The organism is Agrobacterium sp. CNPSo 3708, from assembly GCF_028674915.1.
Classification (GTDB): Bacteria; Pseudomonadota; Alphaproteobacteria; order Rhizobiales; family Rhizobiaceae; genus Agrobacterium; species Agrobacterium cavarae.
On the sequence record NZ_JAQZSF010000002.1, the window covers coordinates 359,596 to 378,245 of the forward strand.

The 18,650-nt window shown below is 57.4% G+C and carries 17 protein-coding genes; 13 read left to right on the top strand and 4 right to left on the bottom strand.

Going from position 1 to position 18,650, the window contains the following annotated elements:
* Positions 1 to 14 precede the first annotated feature (14 nt).
* Positions 15 to 1,277 (top strand): peptidoglycan DD-metalloendopeptidase family protein, encoded by a 1,263-nt coding sequence (locus tag PVA19_RS04635; RefSeq protein WP_274101365.1) that lies wholly within the window; start codon positions 15 to 17, stop codon positions 1,275 to 1,277.
* Here the strand turns inward: PVA19_RS04635 and PVA19_RS04640 are convergent.
* Positions 1,257 to 1,475, bottom strand: coding sequence for a hypothetical protein (locus tag PVA19_RS04640; protein WP_274101367.1), 219 nt, complete (start codon positions 1,473 to 1,475; stop codon positions 1,257 to 1,259). The genes PVA19_RS04635 and PVA19_RS04640 overlap by 21 nt on opposite strands.
* On the opposite strand from PVA19_RS04640, the gene PVA19_RS04645 reads away from it, so the two are divergent.
* From PVA19_RS04645 to PVA19_RS04670, 6 genes are all read left to right on the top strand, one after another.
* Positions 1,466 to 2,968, top strand: coding sequence for a DEAD/DEAH box helicase (locus PVA19_RS04645; RefSeq protein WP_274101368.1), 1,503 nt, complete (start codon positions 1,466 to 1,468; stop codon positions 2,966 to 2,968). The two genes, PVA19_RS04640 and PVA19_RS04645, sit on opposite strands and share 10 nt — an antisense overlap.
* Positions 2,968 to 3,378, top strand: a complete 411-nt coding sequence (locus tag PVA19_RS04650; protein WP_111847119.1) for an NUDIX domain-containing protein — start codon at positions 2,968 to 2,970, stop codon at positions 3,376 to 3,378. Before PVA19_RS04645 ends, PVA19_RS04650 begins: the two co-directional genes overlap by 1 nt.
* Positions 3,379 to 3,527: 149 nt before the next feature.
* Positions 3,528 to 4,601, top strand: coding sequence for an ABC transporter substrate-binding protein (locus tag PVA19_RS04655; RefSeq protein WP_274101369.1), 1,074 nt, complete (start codon positions 3,528 to 3,530; stop codon positions 4,599 to 4,601).
* A gap of 138 nt (positions 4,602 to 4,739) precedes the next feature.
* Positions 4,740 to 5,417 carry a ribulose-phosphate 3-epimerase gene (gene rpe / locus PVA19_RS04660; RefSeq protein WP_274101370.1) on the top strand — a complete coding sequence of 226 codons (678 nt, stop codon included), beginning with the start codon at positions 4,740 to 4,742 and terminating at the stop codon, positions 5,415 to 5,417.
* Positions 5,418 to 5,531: 114 nt separating this feature from the next.
* Complete coding sequence (gene purB, locus PVA19_RS04665) at positions 5,532 to 6,839, top strand: adenylosuccinate lyase (protein ID WP_062424242.1); 1,308 nt, start codon at positions 5,532 to 5,534, stop codon at positions 6,837 to 6,839.
* A gap of 152 nt (positions 6,840 to 6,991) precedes the next feature.
* Entirely contained in the window at positions 6,992 to 7,579 is a 588-nt protein-coding gene (locus PVA19_RS04670; protein ID WP_274101371.1) for an RBBP9/YdeN family alpha/beta hydrolase, read from the top strand.
* A gap of 194 nt (positions 7,580 to 7,773) precedes the next feature.
* On the opposite strand, the gene PVA19_RS04675 is transcribed toward PVA19_RS04670, so the two are convergent.
* Entirely contained in the window at positions 7,774 to 8,115 is a 342-nt protein-coding gene (locus PVA19_RS04675) for an ATPase inhibitor subunit zeta (protein ID WP_112357926.1), read from the bottom strand.
* 247 nt (positions 8,116 to 8,362) lie between these two features.
* On the opposite strand from PVA19_RS04675, the gene purC reads away from it, so the two are divergent.
* The 5 genes from purC to gpt all read left to right on the top strand — a co-directional run bounded on the left by purC (position 8,363) and on the right by gpt (position 11,332).
* The gene (gene purC, locus PVA19_RS04680) at positions 8,363 to 9,127 is read left to right on the top strand and encodes a phosphoribosylaminoimidazolesuccinocarboxamide synthase (RefSeq protein ID WP_027673419.1); all 765 of its coding nucleotides are present in this window, start codon (positions 8,363 to 8,365) and stop codon (positions 9,125 to 9,127) included.
* 17 nt (positions 9,128 to 9,144) lie between these two features.
* Positions 9,145 to 9,387, top strand: a complete 243-nt coding sequence (purS, locus tag PVA19_RS04685) for a phosphoribosylformylglycinamidine synthase subunit PurS (RefSeq protein WP_062441600.1) — start codon at positions 9,145 to 9,147, stop codon at positions 9,385 to 9,387.
* A gap of 119 nt (positions 9,388 to 9,506) precedes the next feature.
* Positions 9,507 to 10,178, top strand: coding sequence for a phosphoribosylformylglycinamidine synthase subunit PurQ (gene purQ / locus PVA19_RS04690; RefSeq protein WP_062424238.1), 672 nt, complete (start codon positions 9,507 to 9,509; stop codon positions 10,176 to 10,178).
* A gap of 66 nt (positions 10,179 to 10,244) precedes the next feature.
* A complete protein-coding gene (locus PVA19_RS04695; protein WP_062424237.1) occupies positions 10,245 to 10,649 on the top strand; it encodes a hypothetical protein in 405 nt (134 codons plus the stop codon).
* Between the two features lie 185 nt (positions 10,650 to 10,834).
* The gene (gene gpt / locus PVA19_RS04700; RefSeq protein ID WP_062424236.1) at positions 10,835 to 11,332 is read left to right on the top strand and encodes a xanthine phosphoribosyltransferase; all 498 of its coding nucleotides are present in this window, start codon (positions 10,835 to 10,837) and stop codon (positions 11,330 to 11,332) included.
* 105 nt (positions 11,333 to 11,437) lie between these two features.
* Here gpt and soxR read toward each other — a convergent pair whose 3' ends face one another.
* Both soxR and PVA19_RS04710 read right to left on the bottom strand, forming a co-directional pair.
* Positions 11,438 to 11,902: a redox-sensitive transcriptional activator SoxR gene (gene soxR, locus PVA19_RS04705; protein ID WP_274101838.1), complete on the bottom strand. Its 465-nt coding sequence runs from the start codon at positions 11,900 to 11,902 to the stop codon at positions 11,438 to 11,440.
* Positions 11,903 to 12,093: 191 nt separating this feature from the next.
* The gene (locus PVA19_RS04710; RefSeq protein ID WP_274101373.1) at positions 12,094 to 12,672 is read right to left on the bottom strand and encodes a histidine phosphatase family protein; all 579 of its coding nucleotides are present in this window, start codon (positions 12,670 to 12,672) and stop codon (positions 12,094 to 12,096) included.
* Between the two features lie 756 nt (positions 12,673 to 13,428).
* Between PVA19_RS04710 and PVA19_RS04715 the strand changes: the two genes are divergently transcribed.
* Positions 13,429 to 17,232, top strand: coding sequence for a vitamin B12-dependent ribonucleotide reductase (locus tag PVA19_RS04715; RefSeq protein ID WP_274101374.1), 3,804 nt, complete (start codon positions 13,429 to 13,431; stop codon positions 17,230 to 17,232).
* The last annotated feature ends 1,418 nt before the right edge of the window (positions 17,233 to 18,650 follow it).

The window sequence follows — 18,650 nt, forward strand, 5'->3', positions numbered from 1 at the left end:
CCGCTGGAGCAGAAATGACGGAAGCGAGGACAAACCTGGCCTTTGGCAAGAAGCGCAAGCAGCACGTCCTCATTCTGGCGAGCGGCGAAAAGGTTCGCCATGTCACGATCAGACCCTTGCTCGTCATCCCCACACTGCTCATTATCCTCGTCATGAGCCTCGGCTTTATCGGTTCGACGGCTTATCTCGTCTTCCGGGACGATATGCTGGGCGCAATGATCGCGCGGCAATCGCGCATGCAAAAGGATTATGAAGACCGCATCGCAGCACTACGCTCGCAGGTGGATCAGATTACTTCGCGTCAGCTCCTTGACCAGCAAGCTGTTGAAAAGAAGGTTGAAACGCTTCTTGCCCAGCAGAATGCCCTTTCCTCCCGCCACGGACGCGCCAACGAACTCCTCAATGAGGAAGACACTCGATCGACGCAGGATGAACAGAGTGTCACGCCGTCGGCCAACGCTTTCGCTCCCCAGAAAAAGGCGAGCCTTTCCGGCGGAGCATCCGCCATCGACCGTGCACTGCGTGGTCCGGAAAAAGGATCGACGCTCAAAGGCAGCTTGACCTATAGCGACAACAGGGACGCCGTATCCGGTCGCGCGCTGACACGCATGCTCGTCTCGCTGAACCGCATCGAATCGGACCAGCTCGGGCGAATCGCTTCGCTGACGATCGGGGCAAAGAGCCGGGCCGATGCCATGGCCGATATTATTCGTAGCACCGGCCTGAAGATCGATGACAAGGCTGACGATGCCGTTGGCGGTCCCTTTGTGGAAGCCTCGACCAATCCGTTTCAGGCCTCGCTCGCAGATCTCGACAACGCCTTGGACCGTCTGGAAACCGTTCGTGGCACTGCAGAGCGCCTGCCGCTCGGCAATCCGGCACCCGGTCGCGACATTACCAGCCGCTTCGGCAATCGCATGGACCCGTTCCTCGGTCGGCCCGCATTGCATACCGGCATAGACTTCCGCGCCGAAACCGGCGCCGATGTGCGAGCCACCGGTGCCGGAACCGTGTCTTTTGCAGGCTATTCAGGCGGTTACGGCAACATGGTAGAGGTCGATCACGGCAAGGGTGTCACGACGCGCTATGGCCATCTGTCGCAAATCCTCGTTCGTACCGGCGAAAAGATCGAGCTGTCCGATGTCATCGGCAAGGCTGGCAGCACCGGGCGCTCCACAGGACCCCACGTCCACTACGAAGTGCGCTTAAATGACGAGGCGGTTGACCCTATGCGCTTCCTCGTTGCGGGCACCGAATTAAAGACCTATCTGCAGTAAAGACCCGTCACGCATCAGAATTCGAGCCGGATTTTCTTCCATCGGCCAGTTTTCATGTGCCATTTCGAGACAAATCCCTGTTTCCTTGACTTTTCGGCGATTTAGGCCTATGTCGCGGACCACGATCTGCGGCACTAACGCCACGACAGTCGTTTGTTCTTCGAACCAGAACGGAAACAGTTTTTCCTTTGACAACATTCTCTGATCTTGGCCTGAGCCAAAAAGTCCTTTCCGCTATTGCCGATGCTGGCTACAGCACGCCAACACCTATCCAGGCGGGCGCTATTCCTCCGGCGCTGGAAAGACGCGACATTTGCGGCATTGCACAGACGGGAACCGGCAAAACGGCCTCCTTCGTGCTGCCGATGCTCACCCTGCTTGAAAAGGGCAGAGCGCGCGCAAGAATGCCGCGGACGCTCATTCTGGAGCCGACGCGCGAACTGGCGGCGCAGGTTGCCGAGAACTTCGAAAAGTACGGCAAGAATCACAAGCTGAACGTTGCGCTTCTCATCGGCGGCGTTTCGTTTGAAGAGCAGGATCGCAAGCTGGAGCGTGGCGCGGATGTCCTGATCTGCACCCCCGGCCGCCTGCTTGACCACTGCGAACGCGGCAAGCTTCTGATGACGGGCGTGGAAATTCTCGTGATCGACGAAGCCGATCGCATGCTCGACATGGGCTTCATCCCCGACATCGAGCGCATTGCAAAGATGATTCCCTTTACGCGCCAGACGCTGTTCTTCTCGGCTACCATGCCGCCGGAGATCCAGAAGCTGGCCGATCGCTTCCTGCAAAATCCAGTCCGCATCGAAGTGGCCAAGCCCTCTTCGACGGCAAAGACCGTGACGCAGCGCATCGTTGCGACCCACGACAAGGATTACGAGAAGCGCGCCGTGCTTCGCGAACTCATCAAGGTGCAGACCGAGCTCAAGAACGCGATCATCTTCTGCAACCGCAAGAAGGACGTAGCCGATCTTTACCGTTCGCTTGAACGGCACGGTTTCTCCGTCGGTGCCCTGCATGGCGATATGGACCAGAACTCGCGCACGAAGATGCTGGCGGGTTTCAAGGACAACCAGATCACGCTGCTGGTTGCGTCCGACGTTGCCGCCCGTGGCCTCGACATTCCAGATGTCAGCCACGTCTTCAACTTCGACGTCCCGATCCATGCGGAAGACTATGTCCACCGCATCGGCCGTACCGGCCGCGCGGGTCGCTCCGGTGCTGCCTTCACGCTCGTCAATCGCCGTGACACCAAGTATCTCGACGCCATCGAAAAGCTGATCGGCGAAAAGATTGAGTGGCTAAGCGGAGATCTTTCGGAACTTCCGGCACCCTTGGAAAGTTTCGCCACCGATCGTCCGCGCCGCGGCAAGGACAAAGACAAGGAACGTGGTCGTGGCCGCGATCGGAACCGCCGCGAAACGCCTCAAGAGGTCGAAGCAGAAATCCCGAATGTGAAACCGGCTGACACCATCCAGGTTGCGGCAAATGGAGGCGACAAAGTGAAGGCAGAGCGCAGGCACGAAAAGGCACCGCGTAATTTCGAGCGGAGCCACGGTGCTTCCCATGCGAATGACGACAATCGTGATCGCCGCCGCCACTACCGCGACCATGATGATGGCCCGACACCCGTCGGCTTCGGCGACGACATCCCGGCCTTCATGTTGATCGTCGCAAACGCCAAAGGCTGATGGCACAGCCAGGCATCGATTTTCCCGGTGTCGGATGCGGTCTCGTCATCAGGCGGGACGGCAAGGTGCTGCTCTATAAGCGCGTGAAATCACCCGAAGCCGGCCACTGGAGCATTGTGGGCGGCAAGGTCGATCACATGGAGCAGGCCCTTGAGGCTGCCCGTCGCGAAGCTGAGGAAGAAAGCGGGCTGACCATCGGGGACGTCCGCTTCCTCTGTATTAGCGAGCAGATCATAGCAGCTGACAGGCAACACTGGCTGTCACTGATTTACGTGACTGACGACGTGACGGGAACGGCCCAATTGACGGAGCCGGACAAGCTATCCGATATGGGCTGGTTCGATGTCGACGACCTGCCCTCCCCTCTCTCTGTTTTCGCCCGGGATGCGTTTCGCCATCTCGCATCGTGACGGGATAACGCTTTGCCGGCGTCGGCATTTCGCCAATCACGCGACGAACGAGCATTCTTTGTCATAAAGCGCATTTTTCTAGGTATTGAACCTTTTGCATCCTGCTCAGCCTCGATAACATCGGACAATCGCACAGGATAATGCCATCCATGAATTCACTCCGCCTGCTCAGTTTTGCCTTTAGTCTCAGCATCGCTGGCGCTGCAAATGCTGCGACGATTGCAGTCGTTGCTCCGCAGAACGGCGCATATGAGATGCTGGGCTTGCAAATTCGGCAGGGTGTGAAGGCGGCAGCCGCAAAGGTCGGCCTCGATGTCATGGAAATTCATGAAAGCTGCGAGGACGGCAGCGGTGGTGCCATCGCCGACGGTCTTGTGGCGTCGAAAGTCTCCGTGGTCGTCGGCTTCCTGTGTACGGAAACTCTCGCGGATGCTCTGCCGACATTGAAGAATGCCGCCATCCCGGCCATCACTCTCTCGAGCCGCTCGCCCATTCTGATGGAAGATGCATTGAAGCGCGGCTGGCCGCTTTTCCGTATGGCACCCTCGGAAAACGATGAAACCTCGGCGGTTGCGGAGATCATGCTGCGCGATTGGAAGGGCTTGCCCTTTGCGCTTCTTGATGACGGGACGATCTATAGCCGTGAACTCGTGGATCGTGTACGTGCGCGGTTGGAAGAGGCAGGTTTGAAACCGACCTTCACCGACACGCTACGCCCTTCGCAGGAACAGCAGATTGCGCTCGTGCGTCGCCTGAGCCGCACCGGCGTGACACATGTCTTCGCGGCGACAGAACGCAACGACCTCTCGATCATTGCACGCGACGCTGCCGCAGAGAAAATTCCCCTCGTGCTTATGGGCAGCGATGCGTTGCGGGCGGCAAACGCGCCTGTTCCGCTGCAGCCTGGCACGCTTGCTGTCGCCTTGCCGGATTACGCAGCACTGCCCTCCGCGGCGGAGGCGGTGCAGCAGTTGCGCGCTGCCAATATCGAACCCGAAGGCTACGTGCTTCCGGCCTATGCCGCCGCCCAACTCTCAGCGCAGGCGCTGGAGAAGGCATCGGAACAATCGAAACCAACACCTGTCGTGATGGTTGGTACAACCTTCAATACGGTCATCGGTCCCGTCATCTTCAACGAACGCCACGAGTTGCAGGACAATCCCTACCGGCTTCAGCGCTGGACTGGAACCGAGTTCGTCGTCGTCGACAAGGCGTTGAATTAGGGCCTCCAGAAAAGTGGTACCGGAAGATCGGTTTCTATCTAATCGATTTGTCCCTTTTGAAGTTCTGATCGAAGCTTGTTGACCCATGCGTGCGGTGCTAAGGGCCAGCAACGCCTTGCCAATCAGGAGCATTTGCAGATGACCCTCCCCGTCCGGATCGCCCCCTCCATTCTTGCCGCCAACTTCGCCAAGCTCGGACAGGAAGTCGCCGATGTCACGGCCGCTGGCGCCGACTGGATTCATCTGGACGTGATGGACGGTCACTTCGTGCCGAATATTTCCTTCGGACCGGATGTCATCAAGGCACTGCGCCCCCACAGCAAGGCCTTCTTCGACTGCCATTTGATGATCGCGCCCGCCGATCCTTATCTTGAGGCCTTCGCCAAGGCCGGTTGCGACAGCATCACGGTCCATGCCGAAGCCGGTGCGCATTTGCACCGCTCGCTGCAAACCATCCGCGCGCTCGGCAAGAAGGTCGGCGTCACGCTCAATCCGGCAACCCCGCTCTCCGTGCTCGAAAACGTTCTCGACGATGTGGACCTCATCCTCATCATGAGCGTCAATCCCGGCTTTGGCGGCCAGAAGTTCATTCCGGCCATGCTCGACAAGATCCGCGCGGCGAAGTCGCTCATCGGCAATCGCCAGATCGAACTGGAAGTGGATGGCGGCATCACCACCGAGACGGCAGGCAGCGCCATTGCGGCGGGCGCCAATGTGCTGGTTGCCGGTTCTGCCGTCTTCAAGGGCGATGGTGTGGATGACTATACGAAAACCGTCTCCGCTCTCAGAGCATCGGCCGAAAGCGGCAGAGCTTGATCTCCAGGCAGACGTCCGTGTTGCCGGGTTTACCCTGACGCGCCGAATGCGTTGAGATTGCCGAAACACTTTGCTAAACGGGCACCAGATTTCTCAGTTCAAGAAGGCTTTGCCATGATCCCTCGTTATTCCCGGCCGGAAATGGTCGCTATCTGGTCGCCGGAAACCAAGTTCCGGATCTGGTTCGAAATCGAGGCGCATGCCTGCGACGCGCTGGCGGACATCGGCGTGATCCCAAAGGAAGCGGCAAAGACCATTTGGGAAAAGGGCGGTGCGGCCGAGTTTGACGTTGCCCGCATCGACGAAATCGAAGCCGTCACCAAGCATGACGTCATCGCGTTCCTCACCCATCTTGCAGAATTCGTTGGTCCGGATTCCCGCTTCGTCCACCAGGGCATGACCTCGTCCGACGTGCTCGACACGACGCTGAACATCCAATTGGTCCGCGCTGCCGACCTGCTGATCGCCGGCATGGACCGGGTTTTGACCGCGCTGAAGACCCGCGCCTTCGAACACAAGAACACCGTTCGTATCGGTCGGAGCCACGGCATTCATGCCGAGCCGACGACGATGGGTCTGACATTTGCGCGCTTCTATGCCGAGATGGACCGCAACCGCGCCCGCCTCGTCAACGCCCGCGCCGAAATCGCCACCGGCGCCATCTCCGGCGCTGTCGGCACCTTCGCCAATATTGATCCATCCGTCGAAGAACATGTGTGCAAGGCCCTTGGTCTGTCGCCGGAGCCTGTCTCCACGCAGGTGATCCCGCGCGATCGCCACGCCATGTTCTTTGCCACGCTCGGCGTCATCGCCTCGTCGATCGAGAACGTCGCCATCGAAATTCGCCACATGCAGCGCACCGAAGTCCTGGAAGCGGAGGAGTTCTTCTCGCCCGGCCAGAAGGGTTCGTCCGCCATGCCGCACAAGCGCAACCCGGTTCTGACCGAAAACCTGACGGGTCTGGCCCGTCTGGTGCGGATGTCTGTGGTTCCTGCTTTGGAAAACGTTGCCCTCTGGCACGAGCGCGATATCAGCCACTCGTCCGTCGAGCGCGGTATCGGTCCAGACACCACCATCACGCTGGATTTTGCCCTCAACCGTCTGGCAGGCGTCATCGAGAAGCTGGTGATCTACCCGGAAAACATGTTGAAGAACATGAACAAGTTCCGTGGCCTCGTCCATTCGCAGCGTGTGCTCCTGGCGCTGACACAGGCTGGCGTTTCGCGCGAGGACTCCTATCGCCTCGTTCAGCGCAATGCGATGAAGGTCTGGGAAGAAGGCAAGGACTTCCTCGAAGAACTGCTGTCGGATGAGGAAGTGCGCGCAGCCCTTCCGGAAGAAACAATCCGCGAGAAATTCGATCTTGGCTACCACACCAAGCATGTCGACACGATCTTCAAGCGCGTCTTTGGCGAGGCTTGATCCTTAGTTGCCGGCAAAGGTAGGAATTGCTCACCTCGGCCAGTACCGAGGTGAGCGCTACTATATTCTGATACCAAAGAATCCTGGAGCTTTGTGAGCGATCCTTTGCTTTGCACCTTGATAACGCCAGCCAACACACCAAGATAAGCGGCATGAAAGCATCAGAAGCAGATATCCTCATCGTCCCCGGCTACACCAATTCCGGCCCCGACCATTGGCAGACCCGTTGGCAAGAGAAGCTGTCGACAGCACGCCGCGTCGAGCAGGCGGAATGGTCGAAGCCCGTGCGTGAAGACTGGGTCGCTCGCCTTGTCGAGGAGGTGAACGCCTCGACGAAGCCTGTGGTCCTCGTCGCGCATTCGCTAGGGGTGCCGACGGTCTTGCACGCCTTGCCGGAGATCGCGCCCAGAGTGGCTGGTGCAATGCTTGTCGCGCCGCCTGATGTCGCCAATCCCGACATCCGGCCGAAGCATCTGATGACGTTCGGGCCTTATCCTCGCGATCCGCTGCCATTCCCGGCCATCACCATCGCCAGCCGTAACGACCCATTCGGAACGTATGAGCATGCCGATGACATTGCCGCCGCCTGGGGCTCGCTCCTGATCGATGCTGGCATGTCAGGGCACATCAACGCGGAATCGGGCCATGGCCCGTGGCCGGAAGGCACCATGGTCTTTGCTCAGTTCCTTAGCAAGCTCAAGCCTCCGTCGGGCTTTGCGATTGCTGAGAATAAAAGCTGAACAAGATCAGCCCTGTTCGCGGCTGCTTTGGCGAATAGAAAGTAAAACGGAAATGCCGCGCAAGTATACCCTGCGCGGCTCCGGCCTTTCGGCCCTGATGCTCAAACATCCGGCATCTCAGCTCGCGTGGAGAATGGACAATCTCCACGCACGACGCCCAGACCTGTCAGATGGTTGAAATACGGTATGAAAATTCAGGCGGCGCGCTTGTTGTCGAATTGCGCGATCCCATTGCGGAGCTCGTCGGCGGCACAGCGCAGCAGGTTGGTCATCTGATCATGAATGACATCATCGGTAACGCCGACGCCGGCGGCGACGAAATCGTCATGCAGCTTGTTGAACATCGCGTCGTCGCCTTCGCGGCCGATGGACGCGGCAACGATCTCGCTGGCATAGGAATTGGCGTCGTCCTTGTGCATCAGGGATGCAGCCCAAAGACCCATCAGCCTGCTGCGCATGCCGTGAAGACGGAAGCTCAGTTCTTCTTCGTGAAAATACAAATTCTCGAGCGCTTTACCGCGTTGTCTCAGACCCATGATTATACCCCGTTTTACTGTGTCGTTATTTGCGTCCTCTTGATCGGGACACCACTGTTCTAGAATACAACTATTGAAAAAGCGTAACTTTGAGATGTTGCCTTGGAACAGCCAAAAACAGGGTTGAAGAATTGCAAACAACCGTGTGCCGTCGCATTGTGAAATGGCTTCTTTTCCGCTATGGGACCGCTTCAAGAAACGAAACGACCGCCATCAGCACCGGCGCTAAAACAAGAGATATGTCACTATGAACCGTCGCCGCCGAATCTACGAAGGCAAGGCCAAGATCCTGTATGAAGGTCCGGAACCCGGAACGCTCATCCAGTTCTTCAAGGATGATGCGACTGCTTTCAATAAAAAGAAGCATGAAGTCATCGACGGCAAGGGCGTTCTGAATAACCGCATCTCGGAATACGTCTTCACGCACCTGAACAAGATCGGCATTCCAACCCACTTCATCCGCCGCCTGAACATGCGCGAGCAGTTGATCAAGGAAGTGGAGATGATCCCGCTCGAGGTTGTCGTGCGCAACGTTGCGGCAGGCTCGCTCTCCAAGCGCCTCGGCATTGATGAAGGCGTCGTGCTGCCGCGCTCGATCATCGAGTTCTATTACAAGTCGGATGCGCTGGAAGACCCGATGGTCTCCGAGGAGCACATCACTGCGTTTGGCTGGGCCAATCCCGCCGAACTCGACGACATCATGGCGCTTGCCATTCGCGTCAACGATTTCCTCTCCGGTCTTTTCCTCGGCGTCGGCATTCAGCTCGTCGATTTCAAGATCGAATGCGGTCGTCTGTTCGAAGGCGATATGATGCGCATTATCCTGGCGGATGAGATTTCGCCGGATAGCTGCCGCCTGTGGGATATCGAGACGCAGGAAAAGATGGACAAGGACCGTTTTCGCCGCGATATGGGTGGGCTTGTGGAAGCCTATTCGGAAGTCGCGCGCCGTCTCGGCATCATCAATGAAAACGAACCGATCCGCGGCACAGGCCCGGTTCTCGTCAAGTGAAATCAGGAGACCATCAGGTGATCAAGGCACGGGTGACTGTTACGCTGAAGAACGGCGTTCTCGATCCGCAGGGTAAGGCAATCGAAGGCGCGCTGGGCAGCCTCGGTTTTGATGGCGTGGGCCAGGTCCGTCAGGGCAAGGTCTTCGATCTTGAACTGAACACCACCGACAAGGCGAAAGCCGAAGAAAACCTCAAGGCGATGTGCGAGAAGCTGCTCGCCAACACCGTCATCGAAAACTACGCGATCGCCATCCTCTAGGGCAAGTGTGGTGGACGATGGTCCACCCCCATTGCTCTCAACTCTTTGTTTGACGCATTTTCCATGCAGAACCGCAGGCACTCTTGCTGGAAATGCTCTGAATTTCGGAGCCAAGGCCCATGAAATCCGCAGTCGTCCAGCTTCCTGGCCTCAATCGCGACCGTGACATGATCGCGGCCTTGACGAAGATTTCAGGTCAGGCGCCCGTCACCATTTGGCAGACGGAAACCCAAATTCCGGATGTCGATCTGATCGTCATCCCCGGCGGCTTCTCCTATGGCGATTACCTTCGCTGTGGTGCCATCGCCGCCCGCATGCCTGTCATGCAGGCGATCCGCGAAAAGGCTGAACAGGGCGTCAAGGTTCTGGGTGTCTGCAACGGCTTTCAGATTTTGGTCGAGGCCGGTATGTTGCCCGGCGCCTTGATGCGCAATGCCTCGCTCAAATTCGTCTGCCGTGAAGTCAAGCTCGAGGTCGTCAACAACGACACGGAGTTTACCCGCACCTACGACAAGGGCCAAATCATCCGCTCGCCCGTCGCCCATCACGATGGCAACTACTTCGTCGAAGCCGACGAGTTGAAGGCGATGGAAGACAATGGCCAAGTGGTGTTTCGTTATGCCGAAGGTACCAATCCGAATGGTTCGCTGAACGATATTGCCGGCGTCATTAACGACAAGGGCAATGTTCTCGGTATGATGCCGCATCCGGAAAACCTGATCGAAGCGGCACATGGCGGCAAGGATGGCCGAGGCATATTTGCCTCAGCGCTTGGCGTGATCGCTGCCTGATATCGGACACATCCAGCCGGGCGCATCCGCCCGGCTTTATTTTTGCAGCTCATGCTGGATTGAAGAATGAACCATATCCTTTCTGGACGTTCCATTGGCATTGCCGCTCTGGCCCTCGCTGCACTCGCACTTGCCGCATGCCAGCCAAAGCCTGAGCCCCCGAGGGCCGCGTCGCAGGCGGCTCTTCCGGTCATGGAGCGTATCGCGCTCGGCGCCAATGCCTGCTGGTTCAAGTCTGGCGATCCGGCCTTCAAGGCCTACCGCCTGGCACCGGAACTCAACTCCTTCTCCGGTCGCCCCCGTATTCTGCTCGTTCCACGTAACAGCCCGGAATCACGCCCGATGCTGGTGGTCCAGGCCGAAGGCAATCCGGCAAACCTCCAGGCGTTCGGTCCCGTCATGAACGACGGTCATGCACCGCGCATTTCCGCCGACATCAAGCGCTGGGCCAATGGCGGTAAGGGCTGCTGACAGCCAACCCAAGGGGCCACGACCGATTGTGGTCCCTCTGAAAGCCCCTCGAAAGCCCAGTGCGGCTCTGCATCGAGCGTCGTCAACAAGATCATGATCGCCGAAAGCGCACAGACTTGCTTTTTGCCGTTTCTTGCCGCTATTAGCCAAAGCCATCAGCAATTGAATGAGATGGCAGACCCACCATGTCCCTTCCCGATAAAGCCTTCCCAGTGTCCTGGGATCAGTTTCACCGCGATGCCCGCGCGCTGGCGTGGCGTCTTGCCGGCCTGAACCAGGAGTTCAGGGCCATCGTCTGCATCACCCGCGGCGGTCTCGTTCCGGCAGCGATCATTTCCCGCGAACTCAACATCCGCTTGATCGACACGGTATGCATTGCCACCCGCCACGATTACCTGAATCAGGGCGATACCGTTCTGCTGAAGGGCATCTCGCCTGAACTGTTGGAAAAGTCCGGTGAAGGCATTCTCGTCGTCGACGATCTGACCGATACCGGCAAGACCGCATTGGAAGTGCGCGAGATGTTGCCCAAGGCGCATTTTGCCTGCGTCTATGCCAAGCCGACCGGTGTTCCCACCATCGACACCTTCGTCACCGAAGTGAGCCAGGACACCTGGATCTATTTCCCGTGGGACATGGGCTTCACCTATCAGGAGCCGATTGCCAAGGGCGCACCCGGCTGATCACTACGCAAAAATTCGCGTCGCGCGGAATCCTGATGGGTTTTGCGCGACGTGCTCCGATCCTGTTTGCCAGATAATCGCCTTACAAGCCTGAGATTTCTTGGCTTACTCCCCAGGCTCCAACAGCACCGGTCCAGGGCCCTTGTCCCCCAATATATCTGCCGGATTGCGCAGCGGACATTCATCCGTCGAAAGACAACCACAGCCAATGCAACCGGTGAGCTGATTGCGCAGCCGCATAAGCCGCGCGATGCGGTCATCCAGTTGCGCTTGCCAGTAGGTCGCAAGCCTCGGCCAGTCCTTGCCGGTTGGCGTGCGGCCATCCGGCAGGGTGTTCAGAGCCTGTTGAATCTCCTTCAGCGGGATGCCTGCCCTCTGCGCCACCTTGATGATGGCGATGCGCCTCAGCACGTCGCGCCCATAGCGGCGGTGGTTGGAGATGGTGCGCCAGCCCTTGATCAGCCCTTCAGCCTCGTAAAAGTGGAGCGTCGAGACCGCCACGCCAGCGCGCTCGGCAACATCGCCGACCGAGAGGTCGCGTATCAAAGGTATCTGCTGAAGTTTTTTCATCATGCTCGTTCACCTCAACTTTACTTGAGGAACTACCACGTGGAGGTCAACGCTGAAAGGGGATATCCATCCATGACAGACACAACGCTCTCGCTCCGCATTATTCTGGGAAGCGACCGTGCCAAGGGCCACATGCGAATTGATCTGCAAAATATGGAGATCAATTCGCATGCCGCAATTATCGGGACTGATCACGTATTCCATGCTCGGATGACTGGTTCTTCCATATTGTGTTCGTAGCCCAATATGCTGACAGCTGCCGTATCGAGGACGAAGCTTCTCCCGTGTTCTGCCGGAAGCCCGAGCCACCTTGCTGCCAGCACGCGCAGGAAATGCGAACTTGAAAAGATCAGGATGGTCGTGCCGCTGGCCCTGATATCATGGATGATGCGATCTGCTCGCACACCCACCTGCTCAATGCTTTCACCACCGGGAGCGCCGTCACGGAAAAGCTGCCATCCGGGCGCCGTCTGATGGATGTCCTTTGTGGTGACGCCTTCATATTGGCCATAGTCCCACTCGTTGAGGTCCGACTTGACAGACATTGCGGATGCAAATCCGGCAAGCTCGCATGTTCTGCGCGCTCGCAAAGACGGGCTCGACCAGACCACATCAGTGTTTATCCCTTTCAGTCGCTCGGCGAGCAATCTTGCAGCATTTTCGCCGTTGGGCGTCAGATCGATATCCGACCGTCCGGTATGACGACCGGACACCGACCAGGCAGTCTCGCCGTGTCGAACCAGAAAAATCTGTGGCAGCGATGTTTGCATCGCGTATCCCTTCCATGAGTGTTGATCCGAGGTTAGATAAGCTCGCTCATCGTTTCAAGATTGTGGTGTTCTGTTCCGTTTCTGGCGTGAGAGCAGGAGCTGAAACCTGTCCGGGTACCGCTATATCTTGTAGCACACCGCTTCCACATGCCCCACGCATCGCAAACCTTGTGGATAGGCCGGCACTTGTTGCTTGTACGCAACAACGACACGTTCCCAGAATGCCGCCATATCGCCCTCTCCGCAGCGGCAGGCAAGCTTCACGCAAGGTAAGCGGCCAGCCATAATGCGCCGCAAGTGCCTGATATTTATGGAAGGTTTTTCTTTCCCCGTTTTCCACACCCTATCCACACCACATCTTGTGGTAAATGAACCCTTACAAACTAGGCCTTGACGGAATCAGCACGTTTTCTAAAAGTAGATCCATGTTGCGGCGGCAACGGAATCGGCAGGTTCATCTGCGGTTCTCTCCTGTATCAGTTCACGCGATGTCTTGCGTTCCAACCACGAGGGGTGAGGAACGCTAGGGCGTGTCCATGTTCGGGAGCTGCCAAAAACATAAGGCGGGGTCTGGCGACAAGAAACTGTTAATACTATATATAGTATGCTTGCAGCCATCATAACCACGACATAAGGGAACGACATCCAAGGATGATCGTTTCCATTCATCGGCAGACAACTGGTGGCGCATGGACCATGCGACGCCGGAACGATATTTTGCGCCCAATTAGGCGCCAACGGACAAGGACACCAACGATGCGCATCGAACGCCGCTTTACGAAGCCCGGCCAGTCGCCCTACGCGGAAATCGAATTCCGCAAGGCAATCAGCGAAATCAAGAATCCGGATGGTTCCGTCGTGTTCCGCCTCGCGGATATTGATGTGCCGGCGCAGTTCAGCCAGGTGGCGACCGACGTTCTGGCGCAGAAGTATTTCCGCAAGGCCGGCGTTCCGAAGGTTCTGAAGAAGGTCGAAGAGAACGACGTTCCGTCCTTCCTGTGGCGCTCCGTTGCCGATACGGCTGCCATGAAGGATCTGCCTGAGGCTGAGCGTTATGGCTCGGAAATCGACGCGCGTCAGGTTTTCGATCGCCTCGCTGGCACCTGGGCCTATTGGGGCTGGAAGGGCAAGTATTTCTCATCCGAAGAAGATGCTCTCGCCTTCCGCGACGAGCTCGCCTACATGCTCGCCACCCAGCGCGTTGCGCCGAACTCGCCGCAGTGGTTCAACACTGGCCTGCACTGGGCCTATGGCATCGATGGTCCGGGCCAGGGCCACTTCTATGTCGACCCCTTCACCGGCAAGCTGACCAAGTCCAAGTCTGCTTACGAGCATCCCCAGCCGCATGCCTGCTTCATCCAGTCCGTTGAAGACGATCTCGTCAACGAAGGCGGCATCATGGACCTTTGGGTTCGCGAGGCCCGTCTGTTCAAATACGGCTCCGGCACGGGCTCCAACTTCTCCTATCTGCGTGGCGAAGGCGAAAAGCTTTCCGGCGGCGGCAAGTCCTCCGGCCTGATGAGCTTCCTCAAGATCGGCGACCGCGCAGCTGGCGCCATCAAGTCCGGCGGCACCACCCGTCGTGCGGCCAAGATGGTCGTCGTCGATGCCGACCACCCGGATATCGAAGCCTATATCGACTGGAAGGTGAACGAAGAGCAGAAGGTTGCTGCCCTCGTCACCGGCTCCAAGATCGTCGCCAAGCACCTCAAGGCCATCATGAAGGCCTGCATCAACTGCGAAGGCGATAACGGCGATTGCTTCGATCCTGCCAAGAACCCTGCCCTGAAGCGCGAAATCCGCGCTGCCAAGAAGGATCAGGTTCCGGAAAACTACATCAAGCGCGTCATCCAGTTCGCTCAGCAGGGCTACAAGGATATCGAGTTCAAGACCTATGATACGGACTGGGATTCGGAAGCCTACCTGACTGTGTCTGGCCAGAACTCCAACAACTCCGTTTCGTTGAAGGACGATTTCCTGCGCGCTGTCGAAAGCGACGGCGACTGGAACCTCACCGCCCGCCGCGACGGCAAGGTGATGAAGACGCTGAAGGCACGCGACCTGTGGGAAAAGATCTCGCATGCCGCCTGGGCCTCTGCCGATCCGGGCCTGCACTTCAACACCACCATGAACGACTGGCACACCTCGCCTGCCGCCGGTTCCATCCGTGCATCCAACCCATGCTCGGAATACATGTTCCTGGACGATACGGCCTGCAACCTTGCTTCGCTGAACCTCCTTCAGTTCAAGGACGCCGCTACCAAGAAGATCAACATTGCCGATTACGAGCACGCCGTTCGCCTGTGGACCGTCGTTCTCGAAGTCTCGGTAATGATGGCGCAGTTCCCATCGCGTCAAATTGCCGAACGCTCTTACGAATACCGCACACTGGGCCTCGGCTACGCCAACATCGGCGGTCTGCTCATGTCGTCGGGCATTCCTTATGACAGCGATGAAGGCCGTGCGATTGCAGGCGCCCTGACCGCCATCATGACCGGCGTATCCTACGCAACGTCGGCTGAAATGGCAGGCGAGCTTGGCCCATTTCCAGGCTTTGCACCGAACCGCGACAACATGCTGCGCGTCATCCGCAACCACCGCCGTGCGGCTCAGGGCCTTGCCTATGGTTACGAAGGCCTGTCGGTAAACCCGGTTCCGCTGATCCATGCCGATTGCACTGATCAGGACCTGATCAAGCACGCCGTTGCTGCCTGGGACAAGGCGCTGGAACTTGGCGAGCAGAACGGTTACCGCAACGCCCAGACCACCGTTATCGCGCCGACCGGCACGATCGGCCTCGTCATGGATTGCGACACGACCGGTATCGAGCCTGACTTTGCGCTCGTAAAGTTCAAGAAGCTTGCCGGCGGCGGCTACTTCAAGATCATCAACCGTGCGGTTCCGGAATCGCTGCGTTCGCTCGGCTACTCCGAAAGCCAGATCGCCGAGATCGAAGCTTACGCTGTCGGCCACGGCAACCTCAACCAGGCGCCTGGCATCAACCCCGGCTCGCTGAAGGCCAAGGGCTTCACCGATGAGAAGATCGAAGCCGTCAATGGCGCGCTGAAGAGCGCCTTCGACATCAAGTTCGTCTTCAACCAGTGGACGCTCGGCGCGGACTTCCTGAAGGAGACGCTGAAGGTTTCCGACGAGCAGCTCACAGACATGAGCTTCAACCTGCTGGAGCATCTCGGCTTTGCGAAGAAGGACATCGAGGCAGCAAACGTACACGTTTGCGGTGCGATGACGCTGGAAGGCGCGCCGTTCCTCAAGGACGAGCATCTCTCGGTTTTCGATTGCGCCAATCCCTGCGGCAAGATCGGCAAGCGTTATCTCTCGGTCGAATCCCACATCCGCATGATGGCGGCGGCACAGCCCTTCATCTCAGGCGCGATCTCCAAGACCATCAACATGCCGAACGATGCGACGGTGGAAGATTGCGGCGCAGCCTATATGCTGTCCTGGAAGCTGGCGCTCAAGGCCAACGCCCTTTACCGCGATGGCTCCAAGCTTTCCCAGCCGCTCAACGCTTCGCTGGTGGAAGATGAGGATGACGAGGACGCCATGGAAGAGCTGCTGGCTCAGCCACAGGCAGCCCAGGCCGTCACCATCACCGAAAAGATCGTCGAGCGCATCATCGAGCGCGTCGTTCGCAGCCAGGAAAAGCTGCCGACCCGCCGCAAGGGCTACACCCAGAAGGCCAAGATCGGTGGTCACACCATCTTCCTTCGCACCGGCGAATATGACGATGGCCGTCTTGGCGAAATCTTCCTTGATATGAACAAGGAAGGCTCGGCTCTGCGCGCCTTCATCAACAACTTCGCAATTTCCGTGTCGCTCGGCCTGCAATATGGCGTGCCGCTCGAAGAGTATGTTGACGCGTTCACCTTTACCAAGTTCGAGCCGGCGGGCATGGTGACGGGCAACGACGCGATCAAGAACGCCACGTCGATCCTCGACTACGTGTTCCGCGAACTCGCCATCTCCTATCTCGGCCGCCACGATCTGGCGCATGTCGACACCTCGGACTTCTCCAACACCGCACTTGGTCGCGGCGTGTCCGAAGGCAAGGCAGATGTCGTTTCCAAGGGCCTGACCCGCGGCTACAAGCCAACGCTCGTCTCCAACAATGGAAGCGAACGCGGCTCGGCGGAAATCAAGGGTTCGGCAACCGCAGCCCCTGCCCGCGCCTCGGCTAACGTGACGGCGATTTCCGGCAACGCAGCCCGCAAGCTGGAGGCAACCGTTTCAGTCGCCACATCGGAAGTCGTCGCCTTCAAGCGTGACTATGAGGAACGCGCCCGCGAACTGGCCGAAGAGATTGCAGAAGAAGTGGTCGAAACCGAACAGAGCGCCACCGGCCTCTTCTCGGACAAGGCAGCTGCGGACGCAGCCTCTGCTAAGGCCGACGCCAAGAAGGTGGAAAACGAACGCCGCATGCGCTCGATTGCCCAGGGCTATACCGGCAATATGTGCTCCGAGTGCCAGAACTTCACGATGGTCCGGAATGGGACGTGCGAGAAGTGCGATACTTGTGGTGCGACGAGCGGTTGCTCATAAGTAAAAATCGCATTACTGCAGTAAAAAAATATGATTCTCAGAAGCAATCTCTCCAAGAAGGAGGGATTGCTTTATTTTTTTAGATAAAAATTTCTCAGCACTTCTAAAATTTGAAGTTGACACTTCATCTAAACGTGGGTAAAAGACACATAAATTTCAATTATCGAAGCTATATTAGATATTTACTTCGGCGCGACGCCTCTGTATTTATATTCTGGTGATTCGCAATTGTGCGATCGGTAACCAGATGAGGCTTCAATGGCAACAAATCCCCCGAAAGGTGACGGACACCGCAACGGAGCAGTCCGCGACAGAACCCAGGTACGCAATCCTAAGACAGACACTTGGACCAAGCGTGGACCAGATGGACGGTTTATGGATGGGAAAAAAGACGGAACACCATTCAAAGGCGTTCGAAAGGAACACTAATGTTCCGCTGTGTCGTGACCAAGCGCCAACTCAATCACGACACGCCGCGAAAGCCTAAGCGACGCGGGGCAGAGAGACTTAGTCCCTATACCAGCATCTCAAATTATAGGACTCTGAGTATCGAAGTCGAGTAGCTGGGCACCATTGTTTGATGGAGTGTCTAATTGGCATCAATACCAACTTTCGGGTTCTCTGCTTTCTTGCGAGTGATCTGCTTGAACGAGAAACCCCAAAAAACTGCGATTTTTAATCGACATTCGCCAGCTGAAGATGGCGGCTACGATTATCATCGGAAATTGAAGTCTTCAATCCAGAGCCTAGCTTCTGGTTCACGAAGTTTGAGAGAGGTGCTAAAGGAGATCGCGCTTATAAAAAGCCCTTCTGAACGGCGCTCAACTAAACAGGGAGTGGTAAAATTCCTGAGGTGGCTTAGCCGTAATGGCAGCACCGTAACTTTCTGCGAGCCTATAGTCTTCGATAGCCCACTCGGGCTCTTTAAAGTGCGCTTCGAAGCTAATTGTGTAGTTGAGATAAACGGTCGGCGAACTGCACTTCATGTTTGGAACACTCAGCAACCGAAACTCCGAGAGCGAGAAGTTATTGCTGCTCTCACAATGGTGCAGCGAGTTACTAGCCGCGAAGCTGACTTGGTCGATGACTTTGCGGTACTTTCTTTGAGAGACGGCCATCTCTATAAATGGTCCGACAACCCCTCCGCCTATAAGAAATTCGCGGACTCGATTCTAATTCAGTTAGACCGTTTGTGTTCTCTTGCGCGTGCGGAATATGGGCTCCCTCAGATTAAACAGGGTCCTGACCCAGCTCATCCTTATGCTTAATCTCGACAACTGTCCGTGCTGCCAGCTTTGAGAACTTTAGCTGCATCACATACTTCAAAGCATGATTCTCGAGCATTGCTCGATAGTCATGCTTTTATCTAGTGTCTTTGCTTTAGCCCGGCTACGCGACGTGCACGCCCCCCGCGTCCT